Origin of the sequence: Mesorhizobium sp. B2-1-3A, from assembly GCF_006442655.1 — a bacterium.
Lineage (GTDB): Bacteria > Pseudomonadota > Alphaproteobacteria > Rhizobiales > Rhizobiaceae > Mesorhizobium.
Map to the genome: position 1 here is coordinate 121,181 of NZ_VFWK01000003.1, position 26,457 is coordinate 147,637.

Below are 26,457 nucleotides of genomic sequence, written 5' to 3' on the forward strand. Positions count from 1 at the left end.
GTCACGGGTCCAAGCTCTTATGGCTACCGCATGGCCGCCAGGGTCCCTTGGCGCAGCGTTGCCCGGGACGCAAAAAACCGCCCCGGTTAGACCGGGACGGTAATTGATTTATGATGAAATTGGTTGCGGGGACAGGATTTGAATCTGCTGAGCTCTCTTGCGAAGTCCCATTAACAGACGAACTCGGTTGCAGCGCTGTATTGGCGGTAGCGCTCTCCCGCTACCACTTTCTCCACACTGTTTTGACGCCGTCGGGGGTACTCTCGCCCAAGGGTGCGGTGAGACGCTCCGCGACTTCAACTTCACCGATCCTCGGTGATCTCGAAACACAGAAGCGGCCGTCAACAACTCAATGCCAATCGACACTGTGCATCTGTTCGCAGGAGCGGGAACTCCGGCTCGCGAAGGTGCGGCTACTCGCTCAGTATGATCCCGGATGCCACGATTTGCGCCGTGCGCTCGGTTAGTTTTTCGCGTTTCACAAGCGTGGGTTTGACGTAGGTTTTCTTCATGGTCACGCTCCGATGGCAGTGGCACCGGGACTAAACGACCGCGGCGCGGCAACGTTCCATGGGACCCGGCAAGGCGACGCTGGAGCGCGCAGAACCGATGTTTTGCCCTGGCCAATCCCGTGGCGCTGACGCCTATCCAAAGTGCTGACCGAGCTATGGGCGCCACCTGCGAATGTGAAGCATGATCGGCCGCATTGCCTTCTGCAATCGCTCGCTGGATAGTCCCGGCAATGTTCGACACCATTACGACTCACTGGACCCAAATCCTGGCAATCATCTCGGTGGTGATGGCGACCGTCGGCATCGCCCACGCCGTCATGACCAAGGAAGATGTCCGCGCCGCCACCGGCTGGGTCGGCGTGATGGTGCTGTCACCGATCCTCGGCGTGCTGATCTATGCCGTGGCCGGCATCAACCGCATTCGCCGTGCCACGATCACCGCGCAGCGCCCGCTTGCCGGCGATGCGGTGGCCGCCAAGCACGAGGGTGACGTCGCTGCCGAGGAGACACTCATTGTCGAACGGTACGGGCAGCGCTTCACCGGTCTGCGGACACTGGGCGACAGGGTGGCGCGGCGCGCGCTCAACCCAGGCAATGCCATCGACGTACTGGAGACCGGCGACGAGGCCTATGCCGCCATGTGCGCGGCCATCGATGGCGCCGAACGCAGCCTCCTGCTCGAGACTTACATTTTCGACAATGACGCCGTCGGCCTGCTTTTCGTCGAATCGCTGGCCGGTGCCGTCCGGCGCGGCGTCACCGTTCGTGTGCTGATCGACGCCGTCGGCGCCCGCTATTCGGTCCCTAGCATCCTGGGTCATCTGCGCGAGGCCGACATTCCCGCCGACGTCTTCAACGGCAACATCGTCATGGGCCTGCGCCTGCCTTACGCCAATCTCAGGACCCACCGGAAGATCCTTGTGGTCGACGGCACGGTTGCCTTTACCGGCGGCATGAACATCCGCAAGGGTTTTTCCGCCGAGTTCGCAGGCTCCAACAGCGCAAGGGACACGCATTTCAAGGTCACCGGGCCTGTCGTCGCCGACCTGTTCTCGGTTGCCGCCGAAGACTGGCGCTTCGCGACCAACGAGGCCCTGAAGGGCGATGCCTGGCGAATTGCCCCGCTGTCGCCGCCACCTGGCCAGCCGATGCTGGTGCGGGCGGTTGCATCCGGACCCGATGCCAGCAATGAGACCAACCACAAACTGCTGATCGGCGCGTTCTCGGTCGCGCGCAAGTCGATCCGCCTGATGTCGCCCTATTTCCTGCCGGACCGGGAGCTGATCAGCGCCTTGATCACCGCCGCCCGACGCGGCGTCGAGATCGATGTCGTGGTGCCCGCGGTGAACAATCTCTTCCTCGTCGACCGCGCCATGACCGCGCAATTCGACCAGATCCTGAAGAACTATTGCCGCATATGGCGCACGGAAGGCCCATTCGACCATTCCAAGCTGCTTTCGATCGACGGCGTCTGGGCCTATGTCGGCTCGTCCAATCTCGACGCCCGGTCGTTGCGGCTCAACTTCGAGATCGATCTGGAGGTCCTCGACGCGGGCTTTGCCCACGAGATCGAAACCCGGATTGGATCGGCAATCGAAACGGCCATCCCTGTCACCCTGGACTCCTTGCGGGCCCGGCCCTTCATCATCCGGCTGTTCGACCGTATCCTGTGGCTGGGATCACCCTATCTCTAGAAGGCCTGGCTTTAACAAAACGACGTGTTTGCCGGATAGTTTGAAGTCGATCATGGAACATAGGCGCAAAGACTCTATTTGAAGTGCATGGTGAAGGCAGCAGCAATGGCAAGCACACGATGCGAATGAACGGACGCAGCCTTCCGGCAAGCATGCTTTTGACCATCCGCGACCGGCGGATGCGGAAAGCAAACGCCGCGGCCCACAAGGCGACCGCCGCCACCGGCACGCTGGTCGCTTCCTACAATGTCCATAAATGTATCGGTGTCGACCGGAAGTTCGACCCTGAGCGGACGAGCCGCGTCATCCGCGAAATCGACCCCGATGTCATCGCCCTGCAGGAGGCCGACAACCGTTTCGGCGACCGTGACGGCCTTCTGGACCTGCCCCGCCTCGAGCGCGAAACCGGCCTCGTGCCGGTGCCGATTTCGGCCACCGGCAAGGGTCACGGCTGGCATGGCAATGTCCTGCTGTTCAAGAGGGGTGTCGTCCGTGACGTGCATCAGATCAGGCTTCCGGGCCTGGAACCGCGCGGCGCGGTGGTGGCGGAGATCGACCTCGATGGCAACCGGACATTGCGTGTCATCGCCGCCCATCTCGGCTTGCTGCGCCATTCGCGCTCCCAGCAGGCTCGCGTCGTGCTGGACATCATGAGCAGCGCCGACGAGAAGCCGACCCTGCTGCTTGGCGACCTTAACGAGTGGCGGCTTGGAAACCGCTCCGCGCTCAACACGCTGCATGCGACTTTCGGGCCGCAACCGCCGGCGGTCCCGACCTTCCCCTCCAACCTGCCGCTCTTGGCGCTAGACCGGATCATGACCAATCGGCACGGAATGATCGCCGCGGTCGAAGCGCACGATACGCCGCTCTCGCGCGTTGCCTCCGATCATCTGCCGCTCACAGCCTTCGTGCGCCTGGATCATATGGTTTCGGCCGATAACGCAATGTCTCCTGCGTCGCAAAGCGTGTAGATTTACAGTGGAACGCTCGGTTCTTCCGCGAGTTGATACGTCGAGTTTAAGTCCTGAACTCGCAGGAGGACGAAATGAAGAAATTGATTTTAGCTTCCCTTTTGGCATTGACGGCGACAGCGGCAGTCATTGCGCCAACGCAAGCCGCTAGCGTGATTATCCAGTCCGACGACGGCAACCGATATTCACCGGATGACGAGTCCGATAATGGCGGAATTATTGTTCGCCGGCACCATGACCGCCGCTATGACAATCAATATGATGGCGACCAGAACGTCCAGTACGACAATGATGGCGAATACCGGCGCCACCACCGGCATCACCGCTGTCATACCGAAACGGTCGTGCATTGGCGCCATCATCACAGGGTGATCGAGGACGTTCGCGTCTGCGGCTAATGTGACAGGCCTGCCTCGTCAGCTCACAAAATAGCGCTGCCATTCGAAGTCAGTGATGTGCGACGCCTGCCAGGCGTCGAACGCCGCCTGTTCGGCGCGCCGGCTTTCGGCATAGTTGTCGCGGAAGGCCTCGCCGAACGCTTCGGCGCAGAAATCGGATGCCGCGAAGGCTTCGATCGAGGCATTGAGCGTGCGCGGCAGTTTCGGCTTGTCGAGAGTGGCGAGGTTCGACGTCACCGGCGCTTCCAGTGGCAGGTCCTTTTCAATGCCCTCGCAGCCCGCCGCGAGGATCGCCGCGATCGACAGATAGGGATTGATGTCGGCGCCCGGCGCACGATGCTCCAGCCGGCAGGCCCCGTCATTGGGCGTGGTGATGGCGCGGATTGGCGCGGTACGGTTCTCGAAACCCCAGGCGACGTCTTCCGGCGACCAGGCGCCACGGTCGAAGCGGCGGTAGGAATTGACCGTCGGCCGGAACAGGAGATGCGTTTCCTGCATCCGGCTGAGCACGCCGGCGAGGAATTTCTCGGCGAGCGGCGTCAGCCTGTTCGGGCCAGCGGCGAAGGCCGGCTTGCCGTCGCGCCACAGGCTGATATGGTGATGCGCGCCACAGGCGCTTTCCTTGCCCGGCGGCTGGAAGCGGGTCATGAAGGTGGCAACCAGGCCCCGCTCGGCGCAGAGTTCGCGCAGGTGCAGCTTGGCGCGCATGGCGTCATCGGCCGCCTGCAGCGGGGTCTTTGGCGTCAGCGCATATTCATACATGCCGTAGCCATATTCGGTGACCAGCGAGGCAACGCCGATGCCGATGCTCTTCATCCGGGTGATGAACTCGGCGGCGAAATCCTGATACTCGCCGCTGCGCACCAGATCATAGTTGATCAGCGAATGGCCCCATGGCTTGAGCTCACGATAGCGCCCGGCGCGCATCAGATCGTGGTCGGCATGGAAGATGCCGAACTCGTATTCCAGCGCGAACATCGGCTCGTAGCCGAGCGCCTTGGCGCGCTCCTCGACACGAGCCAGCACGCCGCGCGGATCGAAGGGACAGACCGCGCCGTCGAGCATGTAGGAGCGGGTGATGGCCGAGGCGAATTTCGGCTTCCAGCCATGCCGCACCACGGTCGCCGGATCGATGATCCCCTTGATGTTGGGAAAGCCGTTCTCCTCATTGGCGCTGGGCGATGCAAAGGCGACATCGCCCATCGGCTGGCCGTCGCCATGGGTGACGCAATAGAGGATGGCGTTGATGGATTCGCCCTGCGTCGACAGCTTCAGCGGTGCGATCTTGGAGCGGAACGCGCCCGACGTGTCGACCGTATGCACCTCGATGAACTCGACCCCGTCGGCCGCGAGTTTCTTCTGCAACGCCTCGAGCTGGGGCGCGTAAGCCGCGGCCTTGTCCTCAAATTCCACTTTCAGTCCTCCACCAAGAATGCCGGGCGCCGCTATTTCGCGTTGCGCCTCAAAAATCGCGACAACAATTCGTCGAGCTCGTAGCGGCCGCTGATGCCGCTCGGCCGGAACGCCATGCACAGCACGATGACGACGCCGAGCGCCACGCCGGACAGGCCGAGCAATTGCGGCAGCTGGACGCTGCCGATCGTCACGCCGGATTCGATGCTGCGGATGAATTCGAGCCCGACCGAAAGCACGATCACGCCGGTCACCGCGCCCGTCACCGTGGCCATGCCGCCCAGGATCAGCATCGCCAGCGTGTTGAAGATCATCTGGAAGTAGAAGAGTTTTGGGCTGATCGTGCCGGCGAAATAGGCATAGAGCACACCGGCAAGGCCGCAGATCAGCGCCGACAGCACCCACGACATCAGCCGCAGCTTTTTCGCGTCGATGCCGAGTGCAGCGGCGGCTTGCGGACTCTGGGCGCTGGCCCGCAGCTGCAGGCCCCAGCGGCTATCCTTGAACAGCCGCGCCAATACGATCACCACCACCGAGAACACCAGCATCCAGGGCAGGCCGACTACTTTTGGAATGCCGAAGAAGGCCTGGTTGCCCTTGAACAGATCGGTCCAGTTGAGAAACACCGAATGCACGATGATCAGCAGCGCCAGGCTGACGATGGTCGCGGCGACGCCCGACAAGCGGCTGATGACCTTGCCGCTGATAGCGGCCACGATGCCGACCACAACGAGAGCGATCAACGCAGAGGACACCGGGTCGAGCTGCAGCGTCGCGAAACCGAATGGCGCGTTGGGGATCGACAGCTTCTTCATCGCCAGCGGCGTCGAGAGAATGGCGACGCCATAGGCGCCAAGGCCGACAAAGGCGCTGTGGCCGAGATTGGCGATGTTGGAGTTGCCCATGAACACTTGCAGACCGACGACGACGATCAGGTTCACGAAGGCGCCGAGCGCCAGATAGGTGTAGTAGGTCGGCGCGAAATTGAGGATCGCGAGCCCGATCACCAGCACCGGCAGCGACGTCACCAACCCGCCGATAAGCGAGCGCTTCAGGGCGCTGTTGGGCCGTGTGACAGCCGCAACCGGATTCGCAGTGGTTTCGATAGTCTGCGACACCCTAGATCTCCTTGTCGCCAAGTTCGACCCGCTGGCCGAGCAGGCCTTCCGGCCGGTAGACCAGCAGCGCGACGATGATCACGTAGGTGAGCGCATCCTTGAAGCCCCCATATTCCTGCGGCAAGGCAACCAGCAGCCCGACTTCAATGAAGCCGAGCAGCATGCCGCCGGCCGCCGCCCCCGCCAGCGAGCCGAAGCCGCCGATGACGCAGGCGACGAAGGCCTTCAACACCAGGCTGAAACCAAGGTCGGGCGAGACGCTGCCGCGCCGCGCGATGATGAAGACGGCCGCGATGCCGGCCAGCGCGCCCGAAATGGCGAAGGCGGTGGCGATCACCCGGTTGGCCTTGATGCCCATCAGCCGCACCGTGGCGAAATCGCGCGATGCCGCGCGGATCGCCAGGCCAAGCGTCGAGCGGTTGAGGAAGAGCACCAGCGCCAGAATGGTCAGGCCGGAAACGATGAGTTCCATCACCTGCAGCGAAGACACCGCGAACGGGCCGAAGAACCACATCTGGTTCAGCCCGTTGAGGATCGAGACCGACTGCGGCTTGGGCGAGATCAGCAGCATGAACAGGTTCTGCACGACGATCGAGACGCCGAAGGCAGTGAGCAGTCCTGTCGTCGTCGGCGCGTAGCGCACCGGCCGGAACGCGACGCGTTCGAAGGCGACCGCCGCAAGGGCGGCGGCGGCGACGGCAAGCAGCACGGCCACGAATGGCGAGGTCAGGCCAAGGGCGGCCGCCAGGAACACGCTGTAGGCAGAGACGCCGATGATTTCGCCATGCGCGAAATTGACCAGGCCCATGATGGAAAACACCACCGCCAAGCCGAGCGCGACCAGTGAATATTCCGCGCCGAAGGCCAGCGCGTTGAGAAGCTGCTGCAGGGCATAGTCCATGTCGCCGCCTACCCGCCAATATAGAGGTTGAAGAGGCCATGCTCGTCGGCAAGCTCGGCCGGCGGCCCGTCATAGCGGAGCGTGCCGGCGCTGACGACATAGACGCGGTCGGCGAAGCGCAGCGCCTGCTTGGCGTTCTGCTCGACCACCAGCAGCGTCAGCCCTTCCCGCTTGAGTTCGCCTATGAAATCGAAGATCTGCACGACGATCTTCGGCGCCAGCCCGAGCGACGGCTCGTCGAGCAGCAAGAGCTTCGGCCGCGACATCAGCGAGCGGGCGATGGCGAGCATCTGCTGCTCGCCGCCCGAAAGCGTACCGGCCGCTTGGCCGTAGCGCTCGGACAGCACTGGAAACAGCGCCAGGAAGCGTTCGATATCGCCGCGCACGCCCTTGGGATCGCGTCGTGTCGCTGCACCCAGCCGCAGGTTCTCGCCCACGGTCAGATTGGCGAAGATGTGCCGGCCCTCCGGCGTCGAGGTCAGGCCGGCGCGGATACGATCCTCGGTGCGGACACGCGAGATGTCCTGGCCGTCAAGCACGATTCGACCGGAGGCCGGCGTGACTAGGCCGGTCAGCGCGTTGATGGTCGAACTCTTGCCCGCGCCGTTGGGACCGAGCAAGGCGACAAGTTCGCCCCGCCCGACCTTCAGGCTGAGGTCGCGCACCGCACTCACCGCGCCGTAGCGGACGACCAGATTGTCGACGCTCAGCACGACTGGGCCTGCCAGGCTCTCATCATCATCGCCTGCTGCCCGTCAGTTCAGCGCCGGCACGAAGGTCGGCGGCGTGTCGGTGATCAGCACCCGCTTGCCGTTGGAGAAGCCCATCACCGGTACGGCTTTCACCGGATAACCCTTCTTCTCGGCGAAGGAGATGGTGGGCGCGGTGGTGCCGGGATAGCCGCCCGGTGCGCGGATCGCCTCACGCAAGGCAGCGGGTTCGACGGTGCCGGATTTCTTGGCCGCCTCGTAGCTGATCTGCACCATGTCGGCGCCGAGCGCGTCGAAGATGCCGTTGATCTTGTAGCCATCGGCCTTGCACTGGGCGAGGAACTTGTCGATCGGGCTGTCGATGCCGGTCGCGCCATGGGTGGCGAACATCACCTTCTCCAGCGACGCCGGATCACCGACGGTGCCTTCCAGGGACTTGTCGTCGAAGGCATCGCAGCCGGCGACCCAGCCGTCATAACCATTGGCGCGCAGCTGGCGGATGAAGATGCCGACGTCGGGCAGCACGCCGCAAATATGGATGGCGTCCGGCTTCTGCGGCAGCGCCTTGATGCTGGCGATCTGCGGCGACCAGTCGGTGGTGCCCCAGGAATAGTTGAACTTGCCGACGACCTTGCCGCCGAGATGCTCGAACACCTCGCCGAACCATTCCGGCAGCTTTTCCGAATAGGATCCGGCATCGGGCGAGACCATCAATGCCACGCTGCGCGCGCCCTTGCCGTAAAGCGCGTTGGCGGTGGCCGCCGCGTTGATCGGATCGGGCACCGCGCCGGCGATGAAATTGTCGAGCCCTGCCTGCTGCATTTCAAGCTGCGTGTTCGGCGCCGAAAACACGGTGGCGCCGTAAGGCGCCGCGATCTGCGCGGTCGGGATCAGCGCGTCGGGGAACGGCACGCCGGTGATGATCTGCGCACCCGCATCGAGGAACTTCTGGCCGAGCGACACCGAGAGCTGCGGGTCGGAGCGGTTGTCCTCGATCATCAGCTCGACCTTGGGATCGCCTGCCGCAGCCGCCTTGTTCAGCTTGTCGGCCATGCAGCGCGCGCCCTCGGCTTCGCTGTAAGGTGCATAGGTGCCGGTCATCGCCACGGCGAGCCCGATCTTCAGGTCTGCGGCCTCGGCATGCGCCACCTGCAAAAGCCCCGCCGCGACGACCGCGGCTCCCAAGATCATTTTCTCCATTTGAACCCCTCCTTCTCCCTTGTTGTTGCTGGCCCGGGCGCCGTCACGATGTGGCGGACTGCCCGACATAAACCTCGATGACGCGCGGATCGCGCCACACCTCTTCGGTCTGTCCGGAGGCGATCACCTGGCCCTGGTCCATGACGCAGAGCCGGTCGCAGAGCCGGTTGATGAAGCGCAGATCATGATCGATGACGATGGTGGCGCAGCCGACATCGCTGCGAATACCTTCGATCGCCACGGCCAGCGTCTCGGACTCGCCTTCGTTGAGGCCCGCGGCCGGCTCGTCGAGCAAAAGCAGCGATGGGCCCAGAGCCAGCGCTCTGGCGATTTCGAGCCGGCGCTGGCTGCCGTAGGACAGCGTGCCGGCCGGGACGTCGGCAAAACCATCGAGCTGATACTGGGCGAGCAGCTGGTCGATGCCGATGCGCGCCGCCGCATCCGGGCGAACCGCCTGGCAGGTGATATGGGCGACCTCAACATTCTGCCGGACGGTCAGATCCTTGAACAGGCGGATGGTCTGGAAGGTGCGCGCGACCCCCGCCCGAGCGCAATGCTCGGGACCATGGCCGGTGATCTCCTGGCCTCCCAGCCGGACACTCCCGGTATCGGGCTTGAGCACGCCGGAGATGGCATTGACCAGCGTGGATTTCCCCGCGCCATTGGGGCCGATCAGGCCGAGGATTTCCCCGGCCTCACAGGACAGCGACGCATTGCGCAATGCCTGTACGCCGCCAAAGGTCTTGCTGACTGCCTCAACCGACAGCATCGGTCACATCTCCCATCCCGGTCGATGGCTATTTCTCCTGTCGGCCGGTCAAGTGGATGCTAGACCTCCGACTTTTCCATAACAAGTATTTTTTTCCATTTTAGAAAATATTCTTGAGATGAGGAGGTGTGCGGTCAGGTTGGACTCAAATCCCCGCGCCGGCGGGAAGCCCGTCGCGCGGCACGGTGTTCGACATGAGCATGACGACGGGCTCGTCACCAAGCGCGATATAGGCGTGCTGCATTTCGCCGTCGAACAGGATGCTGTCGCCCGGCAGCAGCACCGTCGGATCATAGTGGATCGTGTGCAGTTCCAGGCTGCCGCTCAGCACGTGGATGAACTCTTCGCCCGAATGGCTGCGCCAGCCGCCATTCTCCTCGAAACTCTTCGCGCGCAGCGTGACGCGCCAGAAAATGTTGGTCTTGTCGCGGAAATCGCTGCACAGGACCTCGAATTCCATGGCATTGCCCTGGTGCAGGATGCCGCTGCCGGCGCGCGTGATGGAACGGCGTGCCTGCATGCCGGGCTTGGGGCTGAACAGGAAGGAAGCCACCGGCACATGCAGCACGCCGGCGATCATCAGCGCGACATCGACCGTCAGCCGCGCCTTGCCGTTCTCGAGTTTGGACAGTTGCGACACAGACAGGCCGGAGCGTTCGCTGAGATCTCGCAGCGTGATATTCTGCTCCTTGCGCGCGTCGCGGATCTTGCTGCCCACATTGCCCTGCATCGCCCACGCCCTTGGCTGTCGTGTTTCCAATTCGACAAGCTCTAGCGGGGCCGCCTTGGGGCGTCCAGCCTCTAGAGCAATTCCAGGAAAAGTGTGCGGCGGTTTTCCCGGGAAAAGCGCATCGCGCTTTCCCTTGGGAATTGCGTCAAAACAAGGAGATAAAGCGGGTCGCCGTTCGGCGAACCGCTTTAGACGGCTACGGCTGGTTTCGGCCATAGCGACATCGCAACAGTTGCAAAGACGGTTTCGAGCGTGCGGCTGACAAGCTCGAATGTTTCCGGATCGGAAAGCAGGTCGTTGCGGACCTCGAGGTAGAGGCAAGGCCTGCCCTGCTCCAGTCCGTGCCGGTTCAACGTGTAGCCGATCGCCTGGCGCCAGTCATAGGGTTCGTTGTCGCCGATCCTCAAGCCCGCTTCCGCACCGTGCGCGCCAAGCATCTTCAGCACCGAGGTGACGAAGGCAGACGGCTCCCGCCACAAGACGCCGATGTCGACATTGCGCCTGACACCGCCCATCACCGGGGTGAAGGAATGCACCGAGACCAGCGCCTGCCGGCCGGCTGCGGCCTCGACGATTGCCTGTTCGACCGGCGCCCAGGCGATGGACTTGCGCAGCCTGACATCGGTGGCATCCGGCGCGACATTGCCGGGCACCGGGATGCCGCCGAGATCCGGACGCATGAAGTCCCACTCGTCGGCCGGCCTGTTGTAGTCCAGGAACAGCCGCGAGTAGTGCGCGAGAACGGCCGGCGCCCGTAACGTGCGCGACAGCCTGCGGGTCAAGGCGTCGATGCCGATGTCGACCGCGAAATGCGTGCCGAGATAGGGCCCTGGCAGGCCAAGGTCATGCCAGGGCGAGGGCACGACATCGCCGGCGTGCTCGGCGATCAGCAGGTAGGGGCTGGCGGCATCGATGTGCAGCCGCTCGACGCCGGCCGCGGCCAGCGCGGCGATGGCCGCATCGTCAAGCCCTGCAAGGCCCGCGGCGTTCATCGCACCAGGCTCCGGATCAACCGATGACGGAGCGGACATGGTAGGCCTTCGCCGCTGTCGCCTCCGCCAGTCCGGCGCGGCCATTGGTGCGGCCAAGGCCGGAGTTCTTGATGCCGCCCCAGGGCAGATGCAGGTCGGCGTGATCGCAGCGGTTGAGATAGACCGTGCCGGCTTCGACTTCGTCAAGCAGCGCCACGCCGCGCTCGATATCCCTGGTCCAGATCGAGGCGCTCAGCCCGAAATCGCTGTCGTTCATCAGGCGGATAGCCTCGTCATCGCTGCCGACCGACTGGATGCAGGCCACCGGCCCGAACAGCTCGTCGCGCATCATCTGCATGGTGTGATCGACCCCGACCAGCACCTCCGGCGCGACATAGGCGGCGCCGAGGCCGGAGGCCTTGAGCGCGCCATCCTGCTGCATCAGGCGTCTGGCCCCTGCCCGCACCGCGCTTTCGGTAAGAGCGCGAATGGTGTCGGCCGCACTCGCCCGCACCACAGGGCCGACCATCGGCTTCTCGTCGAAGGGATGGCCAATGGTCCATTTGGCGGTCTCGGCGACCAGGGCTTCGACGAAGCGGTCATGGATTGCCTTGTCGACATAGATGCGCTCGACCGAGCAGCAGGACTGGCCGGCATTGGAGTAGGTGCCCTCCGCGATCTGCGGGATCGTCGCCTCGATGTCGGCATCGGCCCTGACATAGGTCGGGTCCTTGCCGCCGAGTTCGAGATGCACCTGTGTGAAGGTGCCGGCGGCGGCGGCATGGACACGCCTTCCGCCATTGACCGAGCCGATGAAATTCACCGCGTTGAAGGCACCCGACGCGATCAGCTTCTCGGCATCGGCATGGTCGAGATGCAGGCTCTGGAACACGCCCTCGGGACCGCCGGCGGCACGGAAGGCTTCCTCGGCCAGTTCGGCGATCAGCGGCGTTTGCGGTGAGTGCTTGAAGATCACGACATTGCCCGCCGCGAGCGGCGACGTCACGAGATAGCCGAGCATGGCGGTCGGGTAATTCCAGGCGCAGATCGACAGATGCAGGCCACCTGCCACGGGCTTGGCATAGCGGCGGATGTTTTCATCCGAAGGATACGGCACATCGGCCAGCGTTTCCGGTGCGACGCCGGCCAGCAGTTCGCCAACCAGCGCCAGGCGCGGCGTCTCGTCGGCCTGCCACAGCGGCCGGCCGATCTGCCACGCCACCATTTCAGCGAGCGGCGTTGCCCGCGCTTTCATCTCCTCGCCGAAGCGCAGCAGGATCGCCAGCCGCTCTGCCAGCGGCGTGCGCCGCCACGACGGCAGCGCGGCACGTGCCCGGCTCAGCGCGGTCTCGATGGCCGCCCCGTCCGCATAGGCGCGCGTCGTGTAGGTCGAGCCGTCGACGGGAGAAGTCACGGAAAAGGTCCGCGCGCCGGAATGCAGGTTCATGGTCGTGAAATCCATCCGAGATGAGAGGTCATTCGGGGCACGATATCGCGATTTTCCATTTTGGCAAATTTTTTCTAATACCGCTTGATGGAATTTTTATCCGCCCCTATTGTCCCGACATCGCGCATTGGCGGCAGCACATGAGGGAGTTGAGATGATCGCTTACGATTTCACCGGCAGGCATGCGGTGGTCGCCGGCGCGGGCGGCGGCATGGGCGAGGCGATCACGCTGGCCCTGCTCGATGCCGGCGCCTCCGTCACCGCCATCGACGTCAAGGCCCGTCCGGCGTCGCTGGCCGCCTATGACGACAGGCTCACCTTCGCGCAGGGCGATCTGACCGACGCCGCCTTCGTCGAACAAGTGGTCAATACGGCGGGCCGCGAACGCGGCGGCATCGACTATCTCGCCAATGTCGCGGGCGTGCTGTGGTTCGGCCGCGACAAATCGGCCTTGGAGATGGACCTCGACGTCTGGGACGAGGTTTTCAACATCAATCTGAAGTCCTTCGTCCACACCGCACGCTCGGTCGTTCCGCATATGCGCTCGGGCGGACGCGGCGGCGCCATGGTGCATTTCTCGACCATCCAGTGGTATCGCGGCGACGCCAATCCGCAGGACGCCTACCAGGCCTCGAAGGCAGGTGTGTGTGCGCTCTCCAAATCACTCGCCATGCAGCTCGCCGGTGAGCGCATCCGCTCCAACGCCATCTGCCCCGGCATGGCGTTGACGCCACTGCAGGCGCGCTGGGACACCGAGGAAAAGCGCTCGGCCGTGGCGAGCTACGCACCGCTCGGTCGCATCGGCACGCCGCAGGACATGGCCAACGCCGCGCTGTTCCTCCTCTCCGACGCGGCGAGCTACATCACCGGCATCGAGCTTGCGGTCGATGGCGGCCTGTTGATGCGCATGTAGAAGGCGCCCGCCAGGTCGCGATGGCGCGACCGAAGCGAACGGCCGCAGAGCCGTTCGAACCTGTCCAAGTGTTAATTCGACTTGGGCCGGTTTCAGCCATATTGGTTCACGGGGGTGAAAGACGCCGCCATGGACCAGCAATTGGAAATGCCCCTGCAGACGACCGTCGCGCAACGCCGTTCGCGCGGCTGGATCCCCTGGCTGATCTTCATTGCGATCGTTGCCGCCACGGGCGCCTATCTCTATCAGCGGCCGCATGTCGAGGCCAGGCAGCCCGGCGGCAGACGCGGCGCGCAGCCGACGACGATCGGCGCCGCCGCCATCGAAAAGGGCACGATAGATGTCACCCTCAATGCCCTCGGCACGGTGACTTCGCTCTCCACCGTCACGGTCAAGCCGCAGGTCACCGGTCCGCTCGTCCAGGTGAATTTCAAGGAGGGCCAGGACGTCAAGAAGGGCGACCTGCTTGCGCAGATCGATCCCCGCCCCTACCAGGCGGCGCTTGCCCAGGCCCAGGGCCAGTTGGCGCGCGACCAGGCCATGCTCAGGGATGCCCAGCTCGACCTCGTTCGTGACCAGAAGCTGGTGGCCCAGGGAACGGCGACACCCCAGACCCTCGACGCGCAGGTCGCCCTTGTCGCGCAGGATCAGGGTTCCATCCAGGTCGACCAGGCGATGATACAGACCGCCACCCTCAATCTCGATTATTGCCGCATCCTGGCTCCGGTCGACGGACGGGCCGGCCTGCGCCAGGTCGATCAGGGCAACTACGTAACCCCCAGCGATGCCAACGGCATCGTCGTCATCACGCAGGTCCAGCCGATCAGCGTGCTGTTCACCGTGCCCGAGGATGAATTGCCCGCGATCGCGCAGCGCATGCAGCAGGGGGCCACGCTGCCCGTCACCGCCTTCGACCGCGCCGGAGCCAAGAAGCTCGCCGCCGGCCAGCTCGAGACCTTCGACAGCCAGATCGACCCAAGCACCGGCACCATCAAGCTGAGGGCGGGCTTCGCCAATGAGGCTCGTGTCCTCTATCCGAACCAGTTCGTCAACGTCGCGCTTCTCGTCGACGAGCACAAGGACGTGGCGATCTCCCCGGTAGCGGCGATCCAGCGCGGCCTGCCCGGCACCTTCGTCTACCTGGTCAATCCCGACAGCACGGTTTCCGTGCGCAAGGTCACGCTCGGCGTCACCAATGGCGAGCATGTCGAGATACTCGCCGGCCTGAGCCCCGGCGACCGTGTCGTCGTCGACGGCGCCGACAAGCTCCGCGACGGCGCCCATGTCAACCTCGCACAGGACGGCCAGGCGCCAGCCCCGGCACAGCCCTCAACACAGGCGCCAGCACAGACACCTGCGCAGGCATCCGCTGCCTTGCCCGCCGGCACGGCGCCCCAGGCGCAGGCGCCGGCATCCGACCAGCCCGTATCCGATACGCCGAAGCCGGACGACACGGGCAGGCACAAGGGCCAGGGCCGCAAGCACCGTCACGCGGAGTCCGGGCAGCAGCAATGAGCCCGTCGCGAGCCTTCATCCTGCGGCCGGTGGCGACGTCGCTGTTCATGGTCGCCATCATGCTGTCCGGCCTGCTCGCCTATCGTTATCTGCCCGTCTCGGCCCTGCCCGAGGTCGACTATCCGACCATCCAGGTGCAGACCTTCTATCCCGGTGCCAGCCCTGACGTCATGACGTCCTCGGTCACCGCGCCGCTGGAGGTCCAGCTCGGCCAGATCGCCAACCTCAACCAGATGAACTCGGTAAGCTCGGCCGGCTCCTCGGTCATCACGCTGCAGTTCAGCCTGGCGATCTCGCTCGATGTCGCCGAACAGGAGGTGCAGGCCGCCATCAACGCCGCCGGCAATCTTTTGCCGGCCGACCTGCCGGCGCCGCCGATCTATGCCAAGGTCAATCCGGCGGACGCGCCAGTGCTGACGCTGGGCCTGACCTCGGCCACGATGCCGCTGCGCGACGTGCAGCAGCTTGCCGACACCCGGCTGGCGCAGAAGATATCGCAGCTGCCGGGGGTCGGCCTGGTCAGCCTCAGTGGCGGCCAGCGCCCCGCCGTGCGCGTCCAGGCCGACCCGCGCAAGCTCGCAGCCTATGGCCTCAATCTCGACGACCTGCGCACCACGCTGGGCAGCGCCAACGTCAACACGCCGAAAGGTAATTTCGACGGACCCTCGCGCGCCTACACGATCAACGCCAACGACCAGTTGAAGAGCGCCGACGAATATCGCTCACTGATCGTCGCCTACAAGGATGGCGCCCCGGTGCGGCTCAGCGATGTGGCCGATGTGGTCGACGCCACCGAGAACAACCGGCTGGCAGCCTGGATGAACAGCACGCCGGCGATCATCCTCAACATCCAGCGCCAGCCCGGCGCCAACGTCATCGACGTGGTGGACCGCATCAAGGCGCTGCTGCCGCAGCTCCAGGCCTCGCTGCCGAACGCCATCGACGTGAAGGTCCTGACCGACCGCACCACGACCATCCGCGCCTCCGTGCGCGACGTCGAATACGAGCTGACGCTGTCGATCATCCTCGTCGTGCTGGTCATCTTCGTCTTCCTGCGCAGCGCGCGCGCCACGCTCATCCCGAGCCTCTCGGTGCCGCTGTCGCTGGTCGGCACGCTGGGCGTCATGTACCTGTTCGGCTTCAGCCTCGACAATCTGTCGCTCATGGCGCTGACCATCGCCACCGGCTTCGTCGTCGACGACGCCATCGTCGTCATCGAGAACGTCGCGCGCTATGTCGAGGAAGGCGCGACTCCGCTGCAGGCGGCGCTGAAAGGGTCGCAGCAGATCGGCTTCACCATCATCTCGCTGACCGTCTCACTGATCGCGGTGCTGATCCCGCTTCTGTTCATGGGCGACGTCGTGGGCCGGCTGTTCCGCGAATTCTCCATCACGCTCGCCACCACTATCCTGATCTCGGCCGTGGTATCGCTGACGCTGGTGCCGATGGCCTGCGCCAAGCTGCTGAAACCCTTGTCGGCGGTGCATGAGAATGCCCTGCAGCGCGCCAGCCACGATTTCTTCGACTGGGTGATCCGCGGCTATGGCCGGGCACTGACCTGGGTGCTCGACCGGCAGACGCTGATGCTCGTGGTGGCGGCGGCGACCCTGGTGCTGACGGCGGTGCTCTACGTGGTCATCCCCAAGGGGTTCTTCCCGGTACAGGACACCGGCGTCATCCAGGCCATATCAGAGGCGCCGCAGTCGATCTCCTATGCCGCCATGGCGCAGCGCCAGCAGCAGCTGGCTGCCATCATCCTCAGGGATCCCGATGTCGACAGCCTGTCGTCCTTCATCGGCGTCGACGGCACCAACACCACGCTCAATGTCGGCCGCATCCTGATCAACCTCAAGCCGCATGAGGAGCGCACCGCCGGTATCACCGCCGTCATCGCGCGCCTGAAACAGGAAGCCGCTTCGGTGGCTGGCGTCACCCTCTACATGCAACCGGTCCAGGATTTGACCATCGACGGCCAGGTCAGCCGCACCCAGTATCAATTCGTGCTTCAGGACGCCAATGCCGACGAATTGGGCGAATGGACGCCGAAGCTGCTCGCCAGGCTGAACACGCTGCCGCAGCTCGCCGATGTCGCCAGCGACCTGTCGAACAGCGGCCTTGCCGTCTTTGTCGACATCGACCGCGACCAGGCCGCCCGTTTCGGCATCACGCCGGCGACCGTCGACAATGCGCTTTACGACGCTTTCGGCCAGCGCATGGTCTCGACCATCTACACCACGTCAAGCCAGTACCGCGTCATTCTCGAGGCCGCCCCGTCCGAACAGGACTCGCTGAAGGCGCTGTCCTCCGTCTACCTACCTTCGTCAACGGGTGGCGCGCCGGTGCCACTGTCGGTGGTGGCGACCACCCATATCGCCACCTCGCCGCTGCAGATCACCCATATGGGGCAATTCCCGGCCACCACCGTCTCGTTCAACCTGGCGCCGGGCGCGTCGCTCGGCGAGGCGGTCACCGCGATCCAGCAGGCGCAGGCCGACATCGGCATGCCGCTCAGCATCATCACCAGCTTCCAGGGCGCCGCCCGCGCCTTCCAGGCTTCGCTCGACAACACGCTGTTCCTGATCCTGGCGGCGGTGGTGACCGTCTACATCGTGCTCGGCGTGCTCTATGAGAGCTTCATCCATCCGATCACCATCCTGTCGACGCTGCCTTCAGCCGGCATCGGCGCGCTGCTGGCGCTGATGATCGCCGGCCAGGACCTGACCATCATCTCGATCATCGGCATCATCCTGTTGATCGGCGTGGTCAAGAAGAACGCCATCATGATGATCGACTTCGCGCTCGACGCGCAGCGCCATGAGGGCAAGACGCCGCGCGAGGCCATCTACCAGGCCTGCCTGCTGCGCTTCCGCCCGATCCTGATGACGACACTGGCGGCAATGCTGGGCGCCTTGCCGCTGATGCTGGGCACCGGCGTCGGCTCGGAGCTGCGCCATCCCCTGGGTGTCTCGATCGTCGGCGGCCTGCTGCTCAGCCAGTTGCTGACCCTGTTCACCACGCCGGTGATCTATCTCTGGTTCGACCGCCTTGCCGCCCGCTTGCGAGGCATCGAACCCAATCGGCCCGGTGCCCCCGATCGTCCCCGCATCCAGGGCATGGACGCCAGGCCATGAACCTGTCGGTTCCCTTCATCCGGCGGCCGGTGGCAACGACGCTGCTGACCTTCGGCCTGCTGGCGGCCGGACTGGTGGCGTTTCCGCAATTGCCGGTGGCACCGCTGCCGGCGGTCGACTACCCCGTCATCTCGGTGTCGGCCTCGCTGCCGGGGGCCAGTCCCCAGGTGGTGGCCAACACCGTCGCCAGCCCGCTCGAGCGGCATCTCGGCGAGATTGCCGACGTCAATGAAATGACCTCGTCGAGCAGCGTCGGCAGCGCCCGCATCACCTTGCAGTTCGGGCTGGACCGCGACATCGACGGCGCCGCGCGTGACGTCCAAGCGGCGATCAACGCCGCGCGCGCCGACCTGCCGTCCAGCCTGCGCTCCAACCCGACCTATCGCAAGGTCAATCCCGCCGATGCCCCGATCCTCATCCTGTCGATGACATCGGACACCCTGTCCAAGGGCCAGCTCTTCGATGCCGCCAGCACCGTGCTGGCGCAGAAACTATCGCAGGTCGACGGCATCGGCGAGGTCTCGGTGGGCGGCAGCTCGCTGCCGGCCGTGCGCGTCGAACTCAACCCGCAGGTGCTCTACGATTACGGCATCGGGCTGGAGGATGTGCGCGCGGCCCTTGCCTCCGCCAACGCCCACAGCCCCAAGGGCGCGATCGATGTCGGCCAGCAACGCTATCAGATCTACGCCAACGACCAGGCCAACCAGGCGGACGCCTACCGCTCACTCATCGTCGCCTACCGCAATGGCGCGCCGGTCAGGCTTTCCGATGTCGGCCAGGTCAATGATTCCGTCGAGAACATCCGCAATGCCGGTCTCGCCAACGGCAAGCCGGGCGTGCTGATCATCCTCAACCGCTCGCCCAACGCCAACATCATCGCGCCGGTGGACCGGGTGAAGGCGCTGTTGCCGACGCTGCGCGCCTCCATCTCGCCGGCCATCGACCTGTCGCTGGCGGTCGACCGCTCGACCACCATCCGCGCCTCGCTGAGCGAGGTCGCGCGGACGCTGATGATCGCCATCGGCCTGGTGATCCTCGTCGTCTTCGCCTTCCTGCGCGACGTGCGCTCGGCGCTGGTGCCGATCGTGACCGTGCCCGTGTCCCTGGTCGGCACGCTGGGCGCTATGTACCTCATGGGCTTCAGCATCGACAATCTGTCGCTGATGGCGATGACGGTCGCCACCGGCTTTGTCGTCGACGATGCCATCGTCGTGCTTGAAAACATCGCCCGCCACACCGCTTCCGGCATGGGCCGCATGGAGGCGGCCATCAAGGGCTCCCAGGAAGTCGGCTTCACCGTACTGTCGATGAGCCTGTCGCTGATCGCCGTCTTCATCCCGATCCTGCTGATGGGCGGCATCGTTGGCCGGCTGTTCCGCGAATTCGCCATAACGCTGTCTGCGGCGATCCTGGTCTCGCTCGCAATATCGCTGACCACGACGCCGATGATGTGCTCGATCCTGCTGCGCCCCGAGGGAGAACGCGAACACGGCCGGCTGTATCGTTTCAGCGAACGTATCTTCGAGGGCATGCTGAATTTCTATCGCCGGTCGCTGTCCTGGGCGCTCGACAATCCGCTGCTGATCATGGCCGTGCTTGCGGCCACGCTCTGCCTCAACGGCTACCTCTATGTCACCATCCCGAAGGGCTTCTTCCCGCAGCAGGACACCGGACGGCTGACCGGCTCGATCCAGGCCGACCAGGCAACCTCTTTCCAGTCGATGTCGCAGAAACTCAGCCAGTACGCGGCCATCGTCGGCAAGGATCCGGCCGTCGACACAGCCGTCGGCTTCACCGGCGGCGGCCAGACCAATTCCGGCTTCATGTTCGTGTCGCTGAAGCCGCTGGCCGAGCGCAAGATCTCCGCCGACCAGGTCATCGGCCGGCTGCGGCGCGAACTGGCTGATGTGCCGGGCGCCACGCTGTTCCTGCAGGCGGTGCAGGATATTCGCGTCGGCGGGCGTCAGTCGAACGCGCAATACCAGTACACATTGCAAGGTGACAGTTTCGACGAGCTGGCGGAGTGGGCGCCGAAGCTCGCCGCCGCGCTGCAAACAGAGCCCAGGCTCACCGACGTCAACTCCGACCAGCAGAACAAAGGCCTGGAAGCCGACGTCACCATCGACCGTGATACGGCGACGCGCCTCGGCGTATCAGCCAGCCAGATCGACAACACGCTCTACGACGCCTTCGGCCAACGCCAGGTGTCGACCATCTACGTGGCGCGCAACCAGTATCACGTCATCATGGAGGTGGCGCCGCAATACTGGCAGAACCCGGACGCGCTGAACAAGGTCTATGTCAGCACCTCCGGCGGTTCGGTGCATGGTTCGCAGGCCAGCAATGCGGTCGCCGGCACATTCGTTGCGGCAGGCCGGTCCACCTCGGCACAGTCGATCGCCGCCGACGCGGCGCGCAACCAGGCCAACAATTCCATCACCAGCACCGGCAGGACGGCGGCCTCGACCGGATCGGCGGTCAGCACCGGAGCCGAGACCATGGTGCCGTTGTCGGCCGTCGCGCATTACGGCCCCGGCAGCACGCCGCTGTCGGTCAACCATCAGGGCCTGTTCGTCGCCACCACCCTGTCCTTCAATCTGGCGCCCGGCGTCGCGCTCAGCGAAGGCGTCGCGGCCATCAACGCCGCTGCCGACCGCATCGGCATGCCGGCCACCATTCATGGCAGTTTCCAGGGCACGGCGCGCGTCTTCCAGGACTCGCTGTCCGATCAGCCGCTGCTGATCCTCGCCGCGCTGATCGCCGTCTATGTCGTGCTCGGCATTCTCTACGAGAGTTACGCCCACCCGCTGACCATTCTGTCGACCTTGCCTTCGGCCGGTGTCGGCGCCTTGCTGGCGCTGACCCTATTCAACATCGAGTTTTCGATCATGGCGCTGATCGGCATCATCCTCCTGATCGGCATCGTCAAGAAGAACGCGATCATGATGATCGACTTCGCGCTGGCTGCCGAGCGCAACGAAGGCAAGCCGGCGCATGACGCCATCTACCAGGCGTGCCTGCTGCGCTTTCGCCCGATCATGATGACGACCATGGCGGCATTGTTCGGCGCCGTGCCATTGGCGATCGGCCTTGGCGAGGGCGCGGAACTGCGCCAGCCGCTTGGCATCGCCATCGTCGGCGGCCTGATCCTGAGCCAGATCCTGACCCTCTACACGACGCCGGTCATCTACATCTATGTCGACCGCTTCAGTCGCTGGTGCCGGCAATTGCGTTCACGGGCACGGTATCCCCGGCAACCAACTGTGCAAGCCGGGGAGTGAGCCGGCTCACCCCGCCGATCACAACCTGTCAACTTTCCGTTCCTCTGCCATGCCGGGCCCCGGAACATCCCTATATCGACTTTGCGGGCCACGAACCGCCGGCGATGACAGGATCATCGCGACGCGACGGGAGCAGATTGCCCGCGATCGGAAAGCGATAGCCTTACCGCTTTTCCCGTTGAAGGGAGGCGCAACCATGCGCGGTTTCACACCAAAGATCATAGCAATTGCATCGCTCCTGGCGGCAGTGCCACTATCGAGTGCTTACGCGGTGCATCGCCACCGGGTCGAACCTGGCGGCATGTCCGTCGAGTCACGGGCGGTCCTGGATCAGTTGCAGGGCGTCAAGCAGGGGATTGTCGAGGCAATGGATGCAAAGGCGATCACCCCTGAGCAGGAGCACGATCTGATGACGCAGGCCGACAGCATCCATCGCTCGGCCACCGGTGGCGGCGCATACCAGAGCTTGCTCGGCCAGATCGAGAGACTGGATCAGCAACTGCAGACCGATTCAGGCGGCGGCACCTACATCGGCGACGGCGCCGATGGCGGCTATTACCCGAACGGCTGACGCGGGCTGATCATCATCGCACGGCGCCTCGGACAGGTTTCCGGGGCGCCGATTTTTTTCATCGAGCCTCGCGAACGAGTAAGGCAGGAGCCTGCCGGACCGAGGTAATTTGCGCGGATGGAAGCTGTTTCGGCCAGGCCTTGGCCGAAGGTCAAGCCACCAAGCCGAACATCCTCGACCAGCATCCGCCTGTTGCCATCCACCGGCGGGCCGGTGAGAAGGCCGTCACCGGCCCGCCAGCACCATGTGCATAGGCTTATAGCCCCCCTTCACTGGCTGCTTGCGATGAAGCCCGCACCGGCATAGGTGATATCGTTCGAGTTTGCCGCGTTGGAAGATCAATCCAACGGGCGCTCGTTCGACTGACGGTGATTGGGAGGATTTTTCCAAGCCATGGCAATCAGTTAGCAGACCGAACCGTGAACCTGTCGCCGTGGATCCATATCTCGGCTGGCGCTGTTCTTCGCAATTGGTACGTCTGGACACAAATACTGAAGGTTGGAAAATGAGGAACGCAATCTCGCCATCAGAGTTGTTTCACAGCTTCAGGAGATCCGCGCTGAAATTGGAAGACATAGCGGCCCATCCGGCCTTGCACCGCTACGTTCAGGAACAGTCGCAGTCCCTGATCCGAATCTATGAGGAAACCCCGCGACTGGCTTCCATCTTTGCCACGCAGCAGCGCTGGCTTATGGGCCATGTCGGCCTTGCCATGCACTTCAGGCGCGACCCGAACGACCGCCGCAAGGAACTGACAGTCTCGCGTTTCATCGAGGTCGTGCACAAGAACGCGGTGGCCAGCCGCAACACGGCGGACGCCTTCATCAAGGAGATGCTGCACTACAACATCGCGGAGTATGTGGCGGGCGGGGACGGTCGCACGCATCCCCTGCAGCCGACGGCGGCCACCATCGAGAGATTCACCGGCTGGGTCATTGCCCATCTGCGCACGCTTGACCATATCGATGGCGGCGACCGGTTGGCCAGATTCCTGGACCGGCCCGACATGCTTGCCACGCTGCAGCCCCTGATAGCCGACGGCCTGCTGGCCTCGAAGCCGGTGCGTGAACCCAACCAGACCTTTTCCCTGTTCATCTGGCTCAACAATGGCGGCATCGTCATGGACTGGCTGATGTCCGGCATCGATCCCGATCACGCCGGCCTGGAGCGAATCCCGACCAGCGTGGTTTCGATCGGCGACTTCGCCAGATGGCTCAAGCTGTCGCGGACCCATCTCGGCCGCAAACTGCGCACCGCCGAGGAATTGGGCAGCATTGGCTGGGTTGGCCAGCGCGGCCATTCGGTGATGTGGGTGTCGCACGGGTTCTATGAGGAGTACATGACTGTCCAGGCCGCCAAGCTGGCCGTTGTCGACACCGCCTTCGAGACTTGTTTTCCGCCATCGCGAGGCGGTGGCTGAGCAGCGGCGTTTGCGAGAAGCGATGAAGCGCTCCCGCGATTTGTACCACTGTGCGCATTCACTCACTGTTGACGGCCGGCGTCTGGACACAAGGCGCGAAGACTGAAAATGTGTCCTCGCGTCTTCGCGACAAGGGGTCTTATCGCAGCGGGGGGAATGGCGCTGACGTTGGAAGAAATTGCCGCTCATCCGGCACTGCATCGCTGTATCCGCGTCCAGGCACAGGCGATGAACCAGACTTATGAGATGAATCCGCGGCTCGCGTCGGTGTTTGCCACGCAGCAACGCTGGCTCATGGCTCATATCGGTCTCGCCTTGCATTTCAGGCGGGAGCCCGACGACTATCGCAAGGAACTGACGGCAGCCCGTTTCCTCGACGCGATCCGGCAGAATTCGGTGGCCAGCCGCAACACCGCCGACGCCTTCGTCAAGGAAATGCTGCACTACGGTTTCATCGAGTATGTGCCCACGGCACAGGACGGCCGCATCCGTCCCATGCAGCCGGCCGCGGCCTCGCTGGAGCCGGTCACCCTCTGGCTGATGGCGCATCTGCAGACGCTGGACGGTCTCGACGGTGCGAACCGCCTGGCCCTGTTCCTGGCCAGGCCGGACGCGCTCGCCATGCTGCAGCCGCGGATTGCCGATGGCTTGCTCTCGTCCAATCCGGTGCGCGAGCCCAAGCAGACCTTTTCCCTGTTCACCTGGCTCAACAATGGCGGCGTCGTAATGGACTGGCTGATATCGGGCGTCGATCCCGAGCATGCCGGCCTCGATCGGATCCCGACCGGCGTCGTCTCGATCGGCGATTTCGCGAAATGGCTGAAACTGTCGCGCACTCACCTTGCACGCAAGCTTCGCGCCGCCGAAGACCTCGGCAGTGTCGGCTGGCTCGGCCAACGGGGCCAGTCGGTCATGTGGGTGTCGCGCGATTTCTATGGGGAATACATGGCCGCCCAGGCGGTGAAGCTGGCGATCATGGATGCCGCTTTCACCGAAACCTTTGGTTCGACGGCAGCCCGCTGACCCGTGCGTCGTCTGCCGCACGGGGGATGCACGAATCCGTCATGCCCGCTAGCACTCCAATCGCCGCTATGCGCGGCGCCATGATTGGAGAGGGACCTGCATGAAAGACGTTATGAAAAGCCGACGCTGGACAAGCGCGAACGATTGTCCAGCGTCAGTGCGGCATGTACGCCCTCCACCTGTGTCGATTGATGCTCGCCGAGCCCAATCGACACTAGCCTTGGACAACCCCCGGCGGTCTCAATCGATGTCGAATGAGACGCCCTGGGCCAGCGGCAGCGCCTTGGAGTAGTTCACCGTGTTGGTGGCGCGCCGCATATAGGCCTTCCACGCATCGGAGCCGCTCTCGCGGCCGCCGCCGGTTTCCTTTTCGCCGCCGAAGGCGCCACCGATCTCGGCCCCCGACGTGCCGATGTTGACGTTGGCGATGCCGCAGTCCGAACCGTCGACGCCGAGGAAGCGCTCCGATTCTTGCAGGTCGCGCGTGAAGATCGACGACGACAGGCCCGCACCCACCGCATTGTGCTCGTCGAGCACGGCGTCGAAGTCGGAGTATTTCATTACATAGAGGATCGGCGCGAAGGTTTCTTCGGTCACCGGCGAGACCTGCTTCGGCATTTCGACAAGGGCGGGATGCACATAATAGGCATCGGGATGACCGTTCTCGACCCGCGTGCCGCCGGTCACCTTGCCGCCATGGGCGGTGGCCTCCTTCAACGACTTCTGCATGGACTCGTAGGCGGCCTTGTCGATCAGCGGCCCGACCAGCGAGGAGGTCTCTAGCGGATTGCCGACCGAAACGCTCTGATAGGCCTTCTTCAGCCGCGGCAGCAGCGCGTCATAGACGCTCTCATGTACGAACAGCCGCCGCAGCGTCGTGCAGCGCTGCCCGGCCGTGCCCATGGCGCCGAAGGCAATCGCGCGCAGCGCCATGTCGAGGTCGGCGCTGGGCGCCACGATGCCGGCATTGTTGCCGCCGAGTTCCAGCACCGCGCGCGCAAAGCGCTTGGCCAGCCTTGGCCCGACCTCCCTGCCCATGCGCGTCGAGCCGGTGGCCGACACCAGCGGCACCTTGGGATGATCAACCAGGACTTCGCCGACGGCACGGTCGCCGATCAGCACCTGGAGCAGGCCCTGCGGCGCGTCGGCGCCGAAACGCTTGACGGCGCGCGCAAAGATCGCCTCGCAGGCAAGTGCGGTCAGCGGCGTCTTCTCCGACGGCTTCCACACCACCGCATCACCGCAGACCAGCGCCAGGGCTGCGTTCCACGACCACACCGCGACCGGGAAGTTGAAGGCGGAGATGACGCCGACGACGCCGAGCGGGTGCCAGGTTTCCATCATGCGATGGCCTGGGCGCTCGGTGGCGATGGTGAGACCATACAATTGCCGCGACAGGCCGACGGCGAAATCGCAGATGTCGATCATCTCCTGCACTTCGCCGAGCCCCTCGGACGGGATCTTGCCGACCTCGATCGACACCAGCCGGCCAAGCTCGGCCTTGTGGATACGCAATTCCTCGCCGAGCAGCCGCACCAATTCGCCGCGCTTGGGCCCCGGCACCAGCCGCCAGGACTGGAACGCCTTGTGCGCGGCATCGATCGACCTGGCCGCATCGGCCGGCGAGATCGTCTTCAGCGCCGCGATCTCTTCACCCGTCACCGGGCTCTTCACGATCAGGTCGCCGCCGGCAAGCGCCTCCCTGGCAACACCCAGTTTCGCCAGAAGCTCAGCCGTTTCCTTCGCTATGGTCATTTTTGTCCCTTTCA

At 64.4% G+C, this 26,457-nt stretch carries 20 protein-coding genes; 10 read left to right on the top strand and 10 right to left on the bottom strand.

Annotated features, from left to right (window positions below):
- Positions 1-742: 742 nt before the first annotated feature.
- The 3 genes from FJ977_RS11950 (at position 743) to FJ977_RS11960 (ending at position 3,575) form a co-directional block, all read left to right on the top strand.
- Entirely contained in the window at positions 743-2,206 is a 1,464-nt protein-coding gene (locus FJ977_RS11950) for a phosphatidylserine/phosphatidylglycerophosphate/cardiolipin synthase family protein (protein ID WP_140771625.1), read from the top strand.
- A gap of 119 nt (positions 2,207-2,325) precedes the next feature.
- Positions 2,326-3,177 carry an endonuclease/exonuclease/phosphatase family protein gene (locus FJ977_RS11955; RefSeq protein ID WP_140771627.1) on the top strand — a complete coding sequence of 284 codons (852 nt, stop codon included), beginning with the start codon at positions 2,326-2,328 and terminating at the stop codon, positions 3,175-3,177.
- A gap of 74 nt (positions 3,178-3,251) precedes the next feature.
- Positions 3,252-3,575, top strand: coding sequence for a hypothetical protein (locus FJ977_RS11960; protein ID WP_140771629.1), 324 nt, complete (start codon positions 3,252-3,254; stop codon positions 3,573-3,575).
- An 18-nt stretch (positions 3,576-3,593) separates the two neighbouring features.
- Here FJ977_RS11960 and FJ977_RS11965 read toward each other — a convergent pair whose 3' ends face one another.
- The 9 genes from FJ977_RS11965 to FJ977_RS12005 all read right to left on the bottom strand — a co-directional run bounded on the left by FJ977_RS11965 (position 3,594) and on the right by FJ977_RS12005 (position 12,834).
- The gene (locus tag FJ977_RS11965; RefSeq protein ID WP_140771631.1) at positions 3,594-4,988 is read right to left on the bottom strand and encodes a glutamine synthetase family protein; all 1,395 of its coding nucleotides are present in this window, start codon (positions 4,986-4,988) and stop codon (positions 3,594-3,596) included.
- A gap of 32 nt (positions 4,989-5,020) precedes the next feature.
- A complete protein-coding gene (locus FJ977_RS11970; protein ID WP_140771633.1) occupies positions 5,021-6,106 on the bottom strand; it encodes a branched-chain amino acid ABC transporter permease in 1,086 nt (361 codons plus the stop codon).
- A 1-nt stretch (position 6,107) separates the two neighbouring features.
- Positions 6,108-7,007 (bottom strand): branched-chain amino acid ABC transporter permease, encoded by a 900-nt coding sequence (locus tag FJ977_RS11975; RefSeq protein WP_140771635.1) that lies wholly within the window; start codon positions 7,005-7,007, stop codon positions 6,108-6,110.
- A gap of 8 nt (positions 7,008-7,015) precedes the next feature.
- Complete coding sequence (locus FJ977_RS11980; protein ID WP_056578155.1) at positions 7,016-7,720, bottom strand: ABC transporter ATP-binding protein; 705 nt, start codon at positions 7,718-7,720, stop codon at positions 7,016-7,018.
- Positions 7,721-7,762: 42 nt separating this feature from the next.
- Positions 7,763-8,917 (bottom strand): ABC transporter substrate-binding protein, encoded by a 1,155-nt coding sequence (locus FJ977_RS11985; protein ID WP_181179788.1) that lies wholly within the window; start codon positions 8,915-8,917, stop codon positions 7,763-7,765.
- Between the two features lie 43 nt (positions 8,918-8,960).
- Positions 8,961-9,686, bottom strand: a complete 726-nt coding sequence (locus tag FJ977_RS11990; protein WP_140771639.1) for an ABC transporter ATP-binding protein — start codon at positions 9,684-9,686, stop codon at positions 8,961-8,963.
- A gap of 145 nt (positions 9,687-9,831) precedes the next feature.
- Entirely contained in the window at positions 9,832-10,632 is an 801-nt protein-coding gene (locus FJ977_RS11995; RefSeq protein WP_246683023.1) for a helix-turn-helix domain-containing protein, read from the bottom strand.
- A complete protein-coding gene (locus tag FJ977_RS12000) occupies positions 10,605-11,408 on the bottom strand; it encodes an N-formylglutamate amidohydrolase (RefSeq protein ID WP_181179789.1) in 804 nt (267 codons plus the stop codon). The genes FJ977_RS11995 and FJ977_RS12000 overlap by 28 nt, the downstream gene beginning before the upstream one ends.
- A 16-nt stretch (positions 11,409-11,424) precedes the next feature.
- Positions 11,425-12,834, bottom strand: coding sequence for an aldehyde dehydrogenase family protein (locus FJ977_RS12005; RefSeq protein ID WP_140771643.1), 1,410 nt, complete (start codon positions 12,832-12,834; stop codon positions 11,425-11,427).
- A 154-nt stretch (positions 12,835-12,988) separates the two neighbouring features.
- Between FJ977_RS12005 and FJ977_RS12010 the strand changes: the two genes are divergently transcribed.
- The 7 genes from FJ977_RS12010 (at position 12,989) to FJ977_RS12040 (ending at position 24,688) form a co-directional block, all read left to right on the top strand.
- Positions 12,989-13,747, top strand: a complete 759-nt coding sequence (locus tag FJ977_RS12010; RefSeq protein WP_056578165.1) for an SDR family oxidoreductase — start codon at positions 12,989-12,991, stop codon at positions 13,745-13,747.
- A gap of 129 nt (positions 13,748-13,876) precedes the next feature.
- On the top strand, positions 13,877-15,262 hold the full coding sequence (locus FJ977_RS12015; RefSeq protein WP_140771645.1) for an MdtA/MuxA family multidrug efflux RND transporter periplasmic adaptor subunit: 1,386 nt from the start codon (positions 13,877-13,879) through the stop codon (positions 15,260-15,262).
- Positions 15,259-18,393, top strand: a complete 3,135-nt coding sequence (locus FJ977_RS12020) for an MdtB/MuxB family multidrug efflux RND transporter permease subunit (protein ID WP_140771647.1) — start codon at positions 15,259-15,261, stop codon at positions 18,391-18,393. Before FJ977_RS12015 ends, FJ977_RS12020 begins: the two co-directional genes overlap by 4 nt.
- On the top strand, positions 18,390-21,674 hold the full coding sequence (locus FJ977_RS12025) for an efflux RND transporter permease subunit (protein ID WP_140771649.1): 3,285 nt from the start codon (positions 18,390-18,392) through the stop codon (positions 21,672-21,674). Before FJ977_RS12020 ends, FJ977_RS12025 begins: the two co-directional genes overlap by 4 nt.
- A 196-nt stretch (positions 21,675-21,870) precedes the next feature.
- Complete coding sequence (locus tag FJ977_RS12030; protein ID WP_140771651.1) at positions 21,871-22,245, top strand: hypothetical protein; 375 nt, start codon at positions 21,871-21,873, stop codon at positions 22,243-22,245.
- 505 nt (positions 22,246-22,750) lie between these two features.
- Positions 22,751-23,665: a hypothetical protein gene (locus FJ977_RS12035; protein WP_140771653.1), complete on the top strand. Its 915-nt coding sequence runs from the start codon at positions 22,751-22,753 to the stop codon at positions 23,663-23,665.
- Positions 23,666-23,821: 156 nt separating this feature from the next.
- The gene (locus FJ977_RS12040) at positions 23,822-24,688 is read left to right on the top strand and encodes a hypothetical protein (protein ID WP_140771655.1); all 867 of its coding nucleotides are present in this window, start codon (positions 23,822-23,824) and stop codon (positions 24,686-24,688) included.
- 240 nt (positions 24,689-24,928) lie between these two features.
- On the opposite strand, the gene FJ977_RS12045 is transcribed toward FJ977_RS12040, so the two are convergent.
- Positions 24,929-26,443 (bottom strand): aldehyde dehydrogenase family protein, encoded by a 1,515-nt coding sequence (locus FJ977_RS12045; protein ID WP_140771657.1) that lies wholly within the window; start codon positions 26,441-26,443, stop codon positions 24,929-24,931.
- Positions 26,444-26,457: the final 14 nt, after the last annotated feature.